This window comes from Mucilaginibacter sp. Mucisp73, assembly GCF_059491465.1.
Map to the genome: position 1 here is coordinate 4,780,770 of NZ_CP168507.1, position 15,664 is coordinate 4,796,433.

Consider the following 15,664-nt stretch of genomic DNA (forward strand, 5'->3'; position numbering starts at 1 on the left):
TATAATTGTAAATCAATAACTACAGGCAGAATAACCGGGTTCCCTATCCTTTCAACACTTCCCTGCTAATCACTATCTTCTGGATCTCACTCGTGCCTTCGCCTATGGTACAAAGTTTGGCATCACGATAAAACTTCTCAACAGGGAAATCTTTGGTATAACCGTATCCTCCGAAGATCTGAACAGCCTCTGTGGCCGTACGCACTGCCGTTTCTGAGGCAAAATATTTGGCCATAGCCGATTGTTTTGTGACCGGCAAGTGGCGATTTTTCAGATCGGCTGCCTGCATGATCAGCAGTTCGGCTGCTTCAATTTCGGTAGCCATATTGGCCAGTTTAAATGCTATCCCCTGGAAATTACCAATGGGTTGCCCAAACTGGCGGCGTTCTTTGGCGTAAGCAACCGCCGCTTCAAAAGCACCTTTTGCAATCCCTAACGAAAGCGCCGCTATCGAGATCCTGCCGCCGTCTAACACTTTCATAGCCTGTTTAAAGCCTTCTCCTTCAACACCCAGCAAATTTTCCTTTGGCACACGGCAGTTATCAAAAATAAGCTCCGTGGTTTCTGAGGCACGCATACCCAGCTTGTTTTCTTTTTTGCCATGAGTAAAACCCGGCGTACCTTTTTCAATCACCAGCGCCGAGATCCCATGCGAATCGCCCTTGTTCCCTGTACGCACCATCACTACCGCCACATCGCCCGATTTACCATGGGTTATCCAGTTTTTTGAGCCGTTCACTACATAATGGTCGCCATCCAAAACGGCGGTGGTGTTCATGCCCAGCGCGTCCGAACCGGTGTTGGCCTCGGTTAATCCCCAGGCGCCAAGCCATTCGGCAGTGGCCAGTTTGGGCAGCCATTTCAGCTTTTGCTCTTCATTGCCAAAGGCAAGGACATGTCCCGTACAAAGTGAATTATGGGCGGCAACTGATAAACCTATAGCACCGCAAACTTTGGCTATTTCACTGATCACGGTTACATATTCAAAATATCCGAAACCGGAGCCGCCATATTGTTCGGGCACAAAAACGCCCATCATGCCAAGCTCGCCCAATTGTTTAAATAAGTCGATAGGGAAAACCTGGGCTTCGTCCCATTCCATTACATGAGGTTTGATATAACGTTCGGCAAAGTCTTTGGCCATCTGGCCAACCATTTGCTGATTTTCGTTCATAGCAAAATCATACCCACCTGTTGAGGGGGTATCGGTTAACAAAGTATCCATACATTTATAATTGGTTACTACAAAATAACGCATAAAAAACGAGATTGGTTTGCCCGTAAAAGCCTGCAAATCAAGAACAGTTTGGTATTGGGTATGAATTATAGGTTTAGTTAAAATAGAGTGGTTTCGGGGGAGAGGAAACTGATGAAAAATATTTTTCAGGAATTGTTGGAGGAGGGACTAACCTGGCAGTTCCATCGGGGCTTTTGAAGCTTTAAGTCAACCGACAGGCCAGGTGGTAAATCACTTTGCAGGTGAAATACCGTCAATTTTTATGAGCTAACTTAAATCTTCCAACCTCTGATGAGGCGGGAAGCCTGATAAAAATGACTGGACAATTTTTTCATTCATCCTTATCAGGCTTTTCTTATGTTAATCATCATCGTCTGCTTTTTGAACGGCCTTTACAAAGGCTGCCCGTACCGGCGTGGGCACAATTGTATTTTCTCCTTTAATCGCTTTCCATATCATGTTGTTCATGATCTGGTCGGGTACCCGATCAACTGCCGAAAAATCAAGCCCCCTGGCCATTGCTGCAAGCTTTGTGCCCTTAGGATTAAGTTCATTAAGGTTAATATTTGAACGCAGGCTGTTAAATGGTTTGGTATCGGGCGTTTTATTAAAACAACGCCACATGGCTGTAGCCGATGCATCATACTGGGTCATAGGCGGCAGCCCGAGAATCAGCTCGATAGTACGCAGAACCGACGAAGTGGAATACATGGTGTGGTCAACAAAATTACGTTTTACAAATCCCCCCGCCATATAGGCAGGCGAACGATGAGCGTCAACGTGATCAGGACCATTCTGTGCATCATCTTCAAGTATAAAAATCACGCTGTTTTCCCATATCGGGCTTTTACTGATATGCTCCACCAGCCGGCCAACAGCAAGATCATTATCCGCCACATGGGCAAAGGGTGTCGGCCTGCCCGGAGTGGTGCCCTCCGTATGATCTGATAGCATCCGGATGGTATTTAGCCGCGGCAAGGCATTGTTGTGCATCAGCGAGTCAAAATCATGTTCCCAGGCCTGGTACCGCAAGGTGTCAGGGTCACGCAGGTCGCGGGTGGGATAGGCTTTTGTAAAATGGTCTTTCAGGATAGGTATCTGCGGCGTATTATCTGCATTGATAAACTCGCCGTAAGTACGGAAAGTTACGTTGAACCGGTTGGCCTGGTCCCAGATGTAGAGCTTATTTTTTGCAGTGAGGCCTACAGCACCCGGACCGCGGCCGCCATAACTGGTAGGCCAGTTTTTTTCCATATAATCAGTAGCGTACGCGCCCAGGCTCCAGTTATGCCCGTCGGCGCTAACCTCGCCGTCTACATAAAAATTATCCAGCAACACAAAGTTTTCGGCCAAAGCGTGGTGATTGGGCGTAATCCGTTTGCCAAACAGCAGCAGGCTTGTATCGCCATTGCCCTTCGGCATATCTGACAGTACCTGGTCATAGGTCCGGTTTTCCTGGATAACATAAAAAACATACTTTATTGGCGATGCAGCTCCTACTTTAGCCGGAATGGGATTGCCCTCTTCGCTATAAGCCCCTGTTTCCTGTTCCCGGTGATAAGGTGTATTACGAACTACTGCCTGCGAATAAACCGCCAGTTGCTTGTCTGTTGGCGTGGGGATGATGCTCAAAGTACCCATTAATAAACCGCCGCCGATATATTCTGTACGCGCGGGCCTGAACGGATCGCCTCCATGCAGTACAACGGTTTGACTTTTGGCTGCGGGGTTAGGCCCATGCGGATTAGGCAGCGACGAAAAGCCTTTAGCATTGGCTACGTACAACTTATCATCAATAACACGCACAACGCTGGGATACCAGCCCGTGGGCACAAAACCAAGCGATTGACTGGCACCTGGCTTTGTTACATTAAACACGGCCAGGCAGTTATTATCAGCATTGGCAATGTATAATGTTTTGCCATCCTTACTCAGGGCTACCGAGTTACTGGTGGTACCGCTAAGCTGCGTAGGTGATACTGCCGTGTTCAGGGTTTCAAGTACTTTACTTTTGCGCACGTCAATTACCGATACTGTATTGTCGTTGCCGTTGGCTACATACAGGTATTTTCCATTCCGGGAAATACACAAGTCATTGGGGTTATCCCCTACCGCAATTGCATCTGTGAGTTTATTTTCTTTTGTATCAAATACAGCTACCTTATCGCCACCCCAAAGACTGATGTACAATTTTGACATATCGGGCGACAACAGGCAGGTATAAGCCTCTGTGCCCAATTTAACCTGCCGCATGACTGTTTTTGTTTTGAGATCGATAAGGTACAGGCTGTTATCCAGTTTGGTAACCACGTATAAAACACCGCGCTTATCGTCAAGCGCCAGCCCGGTAGGTGAAATGGACGCCGAATTAGGCTTTTTGCTCCATGCTTCGCCCAGTTTTATGGTATCAGCCGCCAGCAGCTTATCATTATTGATGGCGTAACGAATAATCCAGTTATTGTCACCTCCCGAAGCGTAGAGTGATTGTTCGTCTGCACTAAAAACCAGGCCTCCCCAGGCTTTGCTGATCAGTACTTTGTCCAGTTCACGATCTGTACGTGCGTCTAAAAGCTGAATGGTTTGAACACTCTGCCCATTATTGGTAACCGCGGCATAATGATGACTTTTGCTCACCGCGATATTCAGCGGCAGATCGCCCAGGGGAAGGCTCTTGCCAACAGGCGTTAATGACCACCCATTGGGCAATTTTACCCGTTTATTTTCAATAGCGGCAAGGTCTTGCGCCCGAACGAACCTGTTGCAGATAAGCAGCAAAACGATTAGGCAGAGCATTTTTTTTAGTGACATAAGATAATGATATGCCGGTAAAAGTAGACCACCAATATTAATACATTATTAAATCATGCGCGAAGATCACCAGCTTGATTGTAACAAAATGAATGGAAATCAGCGGGCGCTAACCGGTACCAACTTTACCGATCAAAAAACGGCGCGGTATTGGTACCGGGTAATGTGAAGTCCATTTAAATCTGCGAGACACCCTGATGGAACGAAAAAAGGGGCACCCCTGCCCCTTAATCTATTAACTAACCTTATGAAGAATGAATTGCATGAAAATGCCTGATTAATTTGCAATGCCGTTTTTCACGTCGATCTTAAACGGAGCCGGCTCAGGAAGCCAAAGCTTGCCATCCCCGATCTGAACAGGCATCCATAAATACCGGGAATCCCATTGTTCTTTCGGCTTCCAGATATCCCCCAGGAACAATACTGTCGTATCCTTCTTCCCGCTAACTTTGAGCAATAAGGTAGATTGCGAACCATATGTGTTTTTTTCCTTCGGCGCTATGTCTTTAAACTCCGACCACGGGCCTTGCAGGGTTTTTGCTGTGGCATACCGGTTAGGATTGGGCTTCCATCCGGTAAGCGCGGAGCCTATTGCGTAATAAAGGCCCTTATAATGCACTATAGCCCCCCCTTCCATATGCTCAGCTATCAGGCACATTTCCCGGTCAATGCTGAGGCAATCCTCCGAAAGCCGGACGATATGAAACCCGAGCGGACGGTCTTCGAAAACAAGATATGGCGTACCATCATCATCTATAAACTGCCCAATGTCGCGGCTTTCATGCTCCAGGGGCCTAAAGCTTTTCAGGTATTTAAAATTACCATCGGGGCGGTCGCTTACGGCGATGCCAACCCGGGCAAACTTATAAGTTGCATTGTCAAGATGGAAATACATAACATATTGCCGGCTCTTTTTGCTGTAGAAAACTTTGGGCCTTTCCAGTACCCAGCGCTGCCCCAGGTTTTCGGGATCGGTCATCTGAACAACATCACCTTTGAATGCCCAGTTCGTCAGGTCATTTGACGCATAACAGCTAACATAACGTTTATTTGAATCCAGCCCCCGACGTCTTTCTTCGCCGTACCAATAGTATGTGTTCTTTATTTTTATAATCCCTCCGCCATGCGCCTGAATATGTTCTCCCCGGTTATCGGGCCAAACTTCTCCGGGGTTTATGATTTTTTGATGCTGTGCATATACCTGGCCTGTAATCAGCAAAGTCATAACAGCCATGGTTATTCTTTTTAAAAGTATTTTTTTAATCATTCGGTGTTTTTTGAAAGTCAGGAAATCTTATATAATGTTTTTATGAAAGCACCAGTTCGGTTGTGGCTATCTTGCTGCCTTCAGAAAGTTTAATACGCAGTTGATTGATACCCCTGTGTACATGATTAACTACCGACTGATATTGTAACCCCGTTACTTCAGCAATCTGATCGTAATTCCAATTATCAAAATATCTTAAAAAGATCATCTCCTTTTGGCGCTTTGGCAAGGTATTCAAGGCAAGGGCAAGCATGTGCTCTACTTCTCTCCCGGTTTCTTCCAAAACAAGCACATCTTCCCTCGAAAAAACAATATCGATATCATGGCTTGCGGATAAGCCTACAAACTCGGGCCGCGAGGCCTTTAAAAAATTAATGGCAAGTGACCGTGCCGATTTAAAGAAATAGTATTTAACATTTTTAATAGGCCCAAATGTTATCCTCCGCTCCCACATTTTTATAAACAGTTCCTGTAAAACATCCTGGGCTGCATCCTCATCTTTGATAATTTTATAGAGGTAGAAATACAAACCGGAATACAGTTCGTCATGTATCCTGCCAAAAGATTTGACATTTCCGTGGAGGGCTTCTTCCCACCATGTAGTTAGCTGGTTACAATTGTTCATATTGGCTTTAAAACTGGTTTCTCTTTAAATTGGTCGTTACCGACTTTAGGAACCTAAGCTGAAAACCGATTTACATAATCGATTAAGTAAGTTTGCCTATGGTTCTAATAACTGGTTTATATAAGCTAATATGAATAGATTTTATTCGGCAGATGGGACTCAAATTGGTCATTTATGCGGTATAAATTCGGCAATTTATCAATTTACTCAATTGATTAAGCAATGGAGAGAATATACATAAATATCTAAATATCAATTAATTATATTTTTATTTTTCTTAAATACAGGTCTTTTTTGCTTAAGAAAGTCTGATGGGTTAGCGCCGAACAGTTTAAAAAACTGATCGCGGAAGTATTTAATGCTGTTAAAGCCTGTTTCAATGGCCACTTCATTAACATTCATATCCGACTGGATCAATAGCTCAGCCGCCTTTCTGAGGCGTATGTAGCGGATGAAGCTATTAACGGTATGACCGGACAGCGACTTAATTTTACGGTAAAGATTTGAATGGCTCATGCCGATCTCTGAAGCCAGTATTTTGATGTTGAAGTTTTCGTCGGTAATATGCTGCTCAACAATTTCGATACATTTTTCCAGGAAGTTTTTATACTCATCCGAAATAGTGACGTTAACCGATTTCAGGGTAATGGTATTATAAAAATAGCTTTGAAGGTTACTCCTGTTTTGCAGCAGATTGGCAATGCGCGCAACCAGTACATCTTTATCAAAAGGTTTGGAAATATAGTCATCGGCGCCGCTTTCCAGCCCTTTGATCTTATTTTCGGCAGATGAGCTGGCTGTTAGTAAAATCATCGGGATATAGCTTAATTGCTGGTCCTGCTTAATGGTTGAGCAAAGTTCAATGCCATTTAAACCAGGCATCATTACATCACAGATAATAAGATCGGGCTGCTTTTCTTTCGCTTTCTGTAAACCGGTCAAACCATTGTCTGCCTCGTAAACCCTGTAACGGCTTTCAAGAACGGAACAAATGTACGACCTGATTTCGCTGTCATCATCAATAACCAGGATCCTTTGCTTGTCGGTAAAAATCTTATCCGCTTCAAAATCAATATCATTAATTCGGCCGGCTTCAGCTATTGCCGGCTGGTCTTCAACCATTTCACTAAGCAAAGGTGATAAATCAGCGGCATCGGCTGCCGCCACCACATCCGGCGAATAATGAGCTGTACCCTTCAACAGGATTAAACAAAAATCAGAACCTTTGCCCGGCTCACTTTCAAATGTTAATGAACCGCCGTGATCTATGGTAAACTGGCGGGCCAGGAATAAACCGATCCCAAAGCCTCCTTTTGCCGCCTGTCCATGCGTATTTGACCTGTAAAACTTTTCGAAGATATGCTTCCCTGCTTCCGGAGATATTCCCGGTCCATTATCAATCACGTTGATCACCACCTCATCCGGTCCCGGTTGCAAGCCAACGCGCACGGCTTTCCCGGCCGGCGTATATTTAATAGCATTGGATATGAGGTTAAACAGGATAATCTCGATCTTTTCCCTGTCTCCATAAATCAGTACCGGCTCTTCCGGCACGTTTAATTCAAAACTGATACCCGAAAGCCTGGCCTGCTGCACAAAACATAAAAATACCTCCCGGCAAACAAGGGTAATGTCCATTGGCGCAATTTGCAGGATCCCAACGCCCGAATCGGCCTTACGAAACAGCAGCAACTGATCAACAAGGCTTAACAGGCGCCTTGAATTACGATAAACAATATTAAGTTCCGCACGGTTCTCAGGGCCAATTTTTGCAAGCAAATCCCTTAACGGGTTGATGATGAGCGAAAGGGGCGTACGAAACTCATGAGAAACGCCCGTGAAAAACTCTACGCGCCGGTCATTCAATTCGCGTTCCTTTTCCTGTAGGTCGCGCTGGTGTGCAGCGGCGGCATTGGCCAGTTGTACTTCATATTTAAGCCGCGTTTCCCTAAACCTATAACGCAGGTACCAGTAAACAACTGCCGCAAGCAACATCGCGTAAATGAGGTAAGCCCAGACGGTACGATACCAGGGCGGCAAAATAATGATATGAAGATGGATTTCCCGGTTGATCCATTGCCCTTCGGCATTGGTACAGTTAATTTTAAATGTATACGTACCGGGCGCTAAACGGGTATAAAGCGCGTTACGCTGCCGCCCTGCATAAACCCATCCCCTGTCCCAGCCCTGGAGCATATAACGGTAACCGATCCTATCCTGCGCGGTAAATTCGATAGCTGCGAAACTAACGGCTATTGATGCCTGATCGTAGGGAACCTCTAACGACCGGATAACATTTCCAGCATCCGTCTTCACATAGTCCGGATAAGTACTTATGGGCTTATTGTTAATTTTAATATCAGTTATAACAATGTTGGGGATATCATGCAGGGGCAGGATTGCCTGCGGATGAAACATCGTGACACCATTGATCCCCCCAAACGCAAGCTGACCATTGTTTAGCCTTAAGCCCGCGTTAAAGTTAAACTCATTGCTCGCCAGGCCATCGCTTTCAAAAAAATTGGTAAAACTAACGGCTTTGGGATCAAAGCGACAAAGCCCGTTGTAAGTGCTTAGCCACAAACGCTTTTGCGCGTCTTCCAAAATGGTCAGCACCGTATTATTACTAAGTCCGTTACTGGTGGTATAGTGGTGAATGATTTTTTCCTTAGATGCTGAAAAATACAACAAGCCGGCCTCTGTACCCAACCACATGTCGCCGTTGCCTGCTTTCTGCATTGATCTTACCGCTTTACCTACCGGGTAAAACTTATGTGCGTTGCTTTTTTGATCAATCTTATAAACACCTTCAAAGTTTCCTGCCCAAAGGTTTCCAAAAAGGTCTTCGCCCATTGAAAGGATATTGGTCAGAGCCGCGTCATACAACCTGAATTGGTTATTATGCTTATCATATAGAAACAGCCCGTCTTGTAAGCCGCTGGCCCAAAGATTTCCAGCATGGTCCAGGTACAGGCACCAGAACACTATCCGGCTGGCAGCTCCCTGCCTGTCTACACCCCGAAATGTAGTGAATGTATTGGAACCCGGCTGGTACAGGTTAATGCCGCCCCCATAAGTGGCAATCCAGGTCCTGCCTTCCCTATCCCCGGCAATACTGGTTACAAAGTTTGAGCTTAGGGTACCCGGCTGTGAGGCATCATGGCGAAAATTGGTGAAGTGATGGGCCTGCCGGTCCCAAATGCTCAATCCGCCGCCATCGGTACCAATCCACAGCCTGCCATCTGGGGCTTCATATAATGATTTAACAAAGTTACTGATAAGGCTATTGGCGTTCAGTTCATTATGCCTGATATTTATAAAACGTTCTTTTACCTCATCAATAACATTTACTCCGCCCCGTAATGTGCCGATCCACTTTCTGCCTTCGCGGTCTAAAAATAAAGCATAAACAGCACCACTTGAAAGTGAGTGCTCGTCACTCCCCGCAGGCAGATAGGTAATCTTGTCGCGCCCTTTATTCAGGATCTGGATCCCGCCGCCGTCAGTGCTCACCCAAAGTGTACTATCGGGCATGACTTGCAGGCTCGTTATCCTGCCCGATTTGAAAGGCCCGTTAAACTCATCTAAAAGACGGTCATATTGACCAGTTTTGAAATCATAATGGTGCAGACCCTGGGTTGTGCCTACCCATAAACCATTGCCTTCGGGATAAATACAGGTAGCGCCGGTAACCGAAGTGTTCAGTAACTTCAAAGTACCGTGTACCGCATCATATGTAAAAAGGCCCGTGCCGCTGATCAGCGCAAAGATTTGGTCGCCTGGCCCCACATACAACGCGCTAACGTTATAACCATGTACAGCTTTTCCGTTTTCATAGTATGGTATAACATGGCCGGTTCGTTTGCCCTTATCCATAACAATAAGGCCGTTGGAAAGAGTGGCAATGAAAATACGCCCGGAGCGGTCCGTTTTGATATCCCTGATAAAGGATGTCACGGGTGTTTCTTTGCCGGCCAAAATTGCATAGGCCGGAGAAAACTCTTCTGTTACCGGGTTTAAGATACTTATGCCCTGGCGCGTACCTACCCATAAATTATTGGCCGCATCCTCTGCAATACAATTAATAAAATTATGAATAATTGAATGTTGCTTTTCGGGCTGATTGCGGTAAATGCGGAAGTCATATCCGTCAAAACGGTTCAGGCCATCATAAGTGCCAAACCACATATAGCCTGAATGGTCCTGGAAAATACATCGTACTTCGCTGTTGGAAAGCCCGTCTTTGAGGCCAAGCCGCTGAATATTGGGCAAAGCAAGCGCCGCGGCATTGCTGTTTAAAATCAGTGCTCCTAAAATAATTACACTACACCAACGTGCGGCTGCTTTAAATGGCCGTATACGGGAGGATACCGGTTGTTGAATACTGTTCAATTTGAATATAAGTGCCGCGAAACGTTTGGTTCGTGTTTCAAAAACTGTCCCATCAGGTTAAACATTACTCCTGGCGCTTCTTTTTAGGGTCCTGATTTATTTTCTGAACTATTGAATTCCAGCTTTTTTTGATCGTTTGTTCGTCTGCTTTCGGATTCTTTATCTGAAATAGCCCTAAGGGTTCCGCTTCGTTTCGCTTTTTTTTCATAAATCGATACACTATCATGTCTGCACCCTGTAACATTTACTCAAAACAAAAATATAATTATCTGACAAATAAAGAACAAGGATTATATCCGTGCCCCAACCGATCATTTTCCTCAATATTCCCTGCTGTTTATCCTTAACAAAAAGGGCTTCCTTTCAGAAGCCTTATTATAACCAACTTAGCTAAACCGAACGGTTTATTAGGGGAGAGTTACAACAAAGACAATCCCAAACAGGTTTGATACTCATTTTTTTAATTTTTTTATTTCGGATAAATTACACCGGTAACCTTGCGGATGACTCCCTTATGATCAGTTTGGTTTTCAATAAAATATTTTGCGAATCGATCATGTGGTTATCCTGAAGCTCTTCCAATAAAATTTTGGTAACCCTGAGGCCGATCTCTTTAATTGGCTGGGCTACAGCGGTTATGGCCGGATTAAAAAGGGCAAAATTGTTAATATCATCAAATACAGCAACACCGATGTCCCTGGTAATTATCAGTCCTGATTCTTTCAGGGCCTGCAGGCCGCTTAAGGCGAGATAGTTGGTCGCAAAAAAAATGGCATCTATATCCTTTTTACTTTTCAGCAGGCTTTTAAGGTTCTGGATGGTTTTGTGTGGATCTTCATTATAGATAATTTCTTTTAGGATAGGCGGCAACCCGTGTTTTTGGAGGGCCGCGTGATAACCGTTAACACGTTCGTTCATTTGATCCTGCCCGGCCTCAAGCGTAACCATGGCAATGTTACGGAAGCCGTTATCTATCAAATGCAAAACAGCAGCCTCGCTGCCGCGAAAGTTATCGACAAGTACTTTGGAACATTGCAGATCAGCCGAAGCGCGGTCGAACACCACTACCGGGTAACCTTCCTTTACAAGCTGGTTGATATCATCGTCCAAGCCGGCAGTAGGTGCCAGGATATACCCATCCACCTGGTAATTTTTAAAAGTTTGCAGCAGGTCGCGGGCAATAACGGTCGAATTTTCAGAACTGCCATAAATAACGCGGTAACCTTCTTTATAAATATGCTCTTCCACAACCCTGGCAATGGCCGAAAAAAAAGGATCGCTGATATCTTCCACAATCATGCCCACCGTTTTACTTTTTCCTGTCCGCAGGCTGGCTGCCAGCCGGTTTGGCCGGTAACCTACCTTTTCAACAAACCTCAGTATTTTATTTTCCAGCGCCACGCTGATGCCATATTGCCTCGCCTTGCCATTAAGAACATAGGAAACAGATGCTTCTGACACTTTTAACGCGGCAGCAATATCTTTCAAAGCCAATTTTTTTTTCATTTCGCCCAAAGCAGGATCCTCCTTAAGTCAAACTAACACAATCATTAATAACGCAGCACAACAACATCTCCGCCCCCTATTTTATTTGAGGTCTTAAGATAACCGCCTGGCCCCCTTTTGCATCCAGGTCAACAACAAAAGCATCATTGTGCCTAAGCTCAACCTTTTTTACCTGTATGCCGCCCTGTCCGTCATCGCCATAAACAGTAGCGGTGTATACCTGATTTTTTTCCAGGAAATCGAGCTTGAAGCTTCCTCCCCATTTCTGAAGGCCTGCAGCGCTACCGAGGTACCAGGTACGGCCTTTACGGCGTGCTACGGTAATACCTTCGCCTATTTCCCCCTGCACATATTTGCTTTCGTCCCATACTGTGGGCACATATTTAAAAAAATCAATATCCGTCTCTTCCTTGTAATCCTGCGACCGCCCGTACCAGAAAATTGCCTGCAACGGGTCAAAGTATACAATGGTCAGGGCCATTTGCTGGGCTTTGCTTACCCGGATATTTTTACTGTAATCATTCACCTTGTTGGGGTAGCAAAAGGTAAAATCGGCAGGGCCGGCCAGGTAACGCGTAAACGGCAATACGGTATTATGGAAAGCATCGGGACTGTTTTCATCGCCCCTGATCCCTTCCTGGCTCAGCACATACGGGTACCGACGACTCAAACCTGTGGGTTTATAATGATCATGTACGTTAAGTACCATGCCATAATCATTTACTTTTTTCATGGCCGAATCAAGCCAGGCAAGGCCTTTCTGCGTGCCGCCGTCTACAAACCCAAACTTTAGCCCGCTAACTCCCCACTTTTTATAAAGCGGCAATATGGTATCTATCTTAGCTTTGAGCCCCACATAATTTACATATAAAATAACGCCGATGCCTTTTTGCCGGGCATGAGCAATGATATCCGGCAAGTGGAAATCAGGTAAGTATCTGGTAGGATCAGAGGTAGTTCGAAATTCGGCACCATACCAGCCTGCATCAACCAAAATGTATTGGAAGTTCATTTTTTGAGCAAAATCAATTCCATCAAGGGCGCCCTGCGTATTGATAGGTACCCTGAAAACCTTTCCGGGCTTTACATAATCGGGCACCTCATTACTGAGCGGTTTAACCAGTTTAAGACTAAGCTGACTAAACGCGTGTAAACCTATGGCAGTACTACTGCAACTAATGGTTCGCCAGGGAGTAATGAGACTATCGGTGAACCGGATCAACGAATCCTTCCGAACGGACTGAACGCGGTGGTCGCGGTAAAGGGTATCCGTATAAAATTGTAACGCCAGGCTATTGGGGCGGCTGCCGTGAACCAATACGCATTTGGTGTAATTGCGGTTGTCGGCTTCGCCGATACTTATGTATGACTGTGCGGCTGTGAGCGTTGAAGGGAGGTCACTGGTACCCGGCAATGAATCGACCATAACCGGCCTGAAAACAGATTCTTCGTGATACTGGTAAATGCGATAGCTTGTTGCAAGGTTAAACTCCGTTAGCTCCGATTTAAGTTGCACAATGCTATCACCAGCCTGCTTACAGACATACCTAAACGCCAGGCTTCCATCATATACCCTTACGATAATATCATAATTACCCCTGCCAGAGGTGCAATGAAGCGTGAGCTCGTTACAATGGTTTGCCAGGCTGGCATCTTCTCCCAGCGGCCACAAAAACTTTTCATTGATTTCTTTTTTGGCCGATCCCCTTAACGTGATACCCCGAACTAATGAAGAACCGGTAGTTTCGATCCCCAAACGCGACCAGTTAACAATTAACCGTGTGTTGAAAATTAGCCGATAATACAGCTGCCCCTGCTCATCCAGTGAAAATTGCGCCCGCGTACGGTTATCTGGTGAATAAAGCAGTGCAACAACCTTTTGCTTTGCGGACACAGTATTATTGCAAAAGGGAGAAAGGGCTAAAAAAAAGGTAAAAAAAAGGTATTTATTCTTCATTGTTTAGGATACGGGGCAACAACAGTAATAAGGACAAGCAATGCTCTTAAATATACTCAAAGAGATTAGTGATTTAATCAAATTGTTCAGGGTATCTCATTAGGGCACATTATCTCCGCCAAATGCAGTTATTTTTTCCATATAGTTTTTTATTGAGTATGAGAATCCGCATTTATTGTCTTCCTCTATACACTATAAAAATTTCTATGAACAAATTCCTGGTGCTTACATGTGCAGTCGTATTTTTATTAAAAACAGTCAAAGCAGAAATCATAACTTATAAGGCACCCGAAAGTAACTTAGTTAATCATACAATTAAAGTAGATGTGCGGCAGGGCACAGGCAACTGGCAGCCCGTAGATGTATATACCGTCGATGTCGCGGCTCGTTTTGACGCGCAGCGCATTATTAAAAAAACCGCTTTTACTTATTTCGATTGTTCCGGTTCGGTAAAGCTTCGGGTTAAGCTAAACCAGGGGAATATCAAAGAAGTAAGGATCAGACCTACTGCATACGGCATCAAGCCCGAGGTTAAAGGCAACATTGTCGAGTTTGAATTAAGCGCTTCGCAATACGTTTCGTTAGAGGTAAACGGTAACATTTTTGAGAACCTGCAAATTTTTGCCAACGCTATAGAAAGCAGCCATCCCACAAAAACCGATGCGCAAACGCTTTATTTTGGCCCGGGCATCCATAAAATAGGCCGGATGATCGTTCCTTCAGGTAAAACCGTTTATTTAGCCGGCGGCGCCATTGTTGAAGGATCATTAATTATAGATCATGCGGAAAACGTCAGGATCTGCGGCCGTGGTATTCTTACACAGCATCCTGTACAAAACGACAGCAGCTCAATAAAAAAAACTATAGCAACGCCATCCAAATTCAGGAACGATCATCTGATTATCCAGTACAGTAATAATGTCACTGTTGACGGGATTATTGAGCTCCCAACGGGTTATTCTATTTTGATGGGCGAATCAAAGCATGTGAGTATAAGTAATTTCAAAGCTTTCACTGCAACCGGTAATGCCGATGGTATCGACATCTTTTGCAGTCAGGATATTAAGCTTGATCATATATACATGCGAAATTCAGACGATTGCATCGCCATTTACGGTCACCGGTGGAATTATTACGGCAATACCTCCGATATTACAGTTAACAACGCCATTTTATGGGCAGATGTAGCCCACCCGCTACTGATAGGTACGCACGGCGACACTGACCACCTGGATACCTTACAAAATATCCGGGTTCAGAATATGACTGTGCTTGACCACAATGAAAACCAGCTTGATTACCAGGGCTGCATAGCACTTAATGCCGGCGACAGCAACCTGATCAGGAACGCCAGTTTTGAAAACGTGGAGATTGAGGATATCCGCAAAGGGCAATTGTTTAATTTAAGGGTGATGTACAACCGAAAATATAACACCTCTCCCGGGCTGGGGATCGAGAATATACTGTTCAGGAATGTTAATTATAACGGGAAGCGGGCTAATATGTCTGTTATAGCCGGCTACGATGACAAACGCGGCATCAGGAACGTTATTTTTGAAAATCTGAAGATAAACGGTACCCTGATCTATGATAAAATGCCGGGCAAACCCGGCTTTTATAAAACAAGCGATATGGCCAACATATTTGTGGGTGAACATGTGGATGGGATCCAGTTTTTGAGGAAGGATTGAGGGTAAGATTGACTACCTGTCCTTATGTGCAATCTTTTATATCTCCACTAATATTTTTAAGGTATTAAATTGTGCGATTCCCTTCTTGGGAAACTACTGTTGTGTACACTTCTTTTCAACTAAAAGAAAATGTCATTTCAATAGAGCTGTGGAGGCCTGAGCGAGCGAGCGAAAGAGAAAT

8 protein-coding genes are annotated in these 15,664 nt (G+C 44.9%); 1 reads left to right on the top strand and 7 read right to left on the bottom strand.

All coding sequences use genetic code 11. The annotated features are described in order from the left end of the window. Positions 1-43 precede the first annotated feature (43 nt). From ACEN82_RS19740 to ACEN82_RS19770, 7 genes are all read right to left on the bottom strand, one after another. Entirely contained in the window at positions 44-1,225 is a 1,182-nt protein-coding gene (locus ACEN82_RS19740) for an acyl-CoA dehydrogenase (RefSeq protein ID WP_413322008.1), read from the bottom strand. A gap of 372 nt (positions 1,226-1,597) precedes the next feature. Continuing rightward, entirely contained in the window at positions 1,598-4,045 is a 2,448-nt protein-coding gene (locus ACEN82_RS19745) for a bifunctional YncE family protein/alkaline phosphatase family protein (RefSeq protein WP_413322007.1), read from the bottom strand. A 277-nt stretch (positions 4,046-4,322) separates the two neighbouring features. Next, positions 4,323-5,279, bottom strand: coding sequence for a family 43 glycosylhydrolase (locus tag ACEN82_RS19750; RefSeq protein ID WP_413322006.1), 957 nt, complete (start codon positions 5,277-5,279; stop codon positions 4,323-4,325). A 73-nt stretch (positions 5,280-5,352) separates the two neighbouring features. Continuing rightward, positions 5,353-5,937, bottom strand: a complete 585-nt coding sequence (locus ACEN82_RS19755) for an RNA polymerase sigma factor (RefSeq protein ID WP_090534056.1) — start codon at positions 5,935-5,937, stop codon at positions 5,353-5,355. A 252-nt stretch (positions 5,938-6,189) separates the two neighbouring features. Further along, complete coding sequence (locus ACEN82_RS19760) at positions 6,190-10,329, bottom strand: hybrid sensor histidine kinase/response regulator (protein WP_413322005.1); 4,140 nt, start codon at positions 10,327-10,329, stop codon at positions 6,190-6,192. A 483-nt stretch (positions 10,330-10,812) separates the two neighbouring features. Next, a complete protein-coding gene (locus ACEN82_RS19765) occupies positions 10,813-11,835 on the bottom strand; it encodes a substrate-binding domain-containing protein (protein ID WP_413322004.1) in 1,023 nt (340 codons plus the stop codon). A gap of 76 nt (positions 11,836-11,911) precedes the next feature. Beyond that, positions 11,912-13,792 (bottom strand): glycoside hydrolase family 97 protein, encoded by a 1,881-nt coding sequence (locus ACEN82_RS19770; RefSeq protein ID WP_413322003.1) that lies wholly within the window; start codon positions 13,790-13,792, stop codon positions 11,912-11,914. Between the two features lie 206 nt (positions 13,793-13,998). Here ACEN82_RS19770 and ACEN82_RS19775 point away from each other — a divergent pair, with 206 nt between their 5' ends. Then, the gene (locus ACEN82_RS19775) at positions 13,999-15,483 is read left to right on the top strand and encodes a glycosyl hydrolase family 28 protein (RefSeq protein ID WP_413322002.1); all 1,485 of its coding nucleotides are present in this window, start codon (positions 13,999-14,001) and stop codon (positions 15,481-15,483) included. Positions 15,484-15,664: the final 181 nt, after the last annotated feature.

Bases quoted from the DNA above. Each gene is read 5' to 3' on its own strand.
- ACEN82_RS19770 (WP_413322003.1), bottom strand. From the start codon at position 13,792: ATGAAGAATAAATACCTTTTTTTTACCTTTTTTTTAGCCCTTTCTCCC.
- ACEN82_RS19745 (WP_413322007.1), bottom strand. From the start codon at position 4,045: ATGTCACTAAAAAAAATGCTCTGCCTAATCGTTTTGCTGCTTATCTGC.
- ACEN82_RS19755 (WP_090534056.1), bottom strand. From the start codon at position 5,937: ATGAACAATTGTAACCAGCTAACTACATGGTGGGAAGAAGCCCTCCAC.
- ACEN82_RS19740 (WP_413322008.1), bottom strand. From the start codon at position 1,225: ATGGATACTTTGTTAACCGATACCCCCTCAACAGGTGGGTATGATTTT.
- ACEN82_RS19775 (WP_413322002.1), top strand. From the start codon at position 13,999: ATGAACAAATTCCTGGTGCTTACATGTGCAGTCGTATTTTTATTAAAA.
- ACEN82_RS19750 (WP_413322006.1), bottom strand. From the start codon at position 5,279: ATGGCTGTTATGACTTTGCTGATTACAGGCCAGGTATATGCACAGCAT.
- ACEN82_RS19765 (WP_413322004.1), bottom strand. From the start codon at position 11,835: ATGAAAAAAAAATTGGCTTTGAAAGATATTGCTGCCGCGTTAAAAGTG.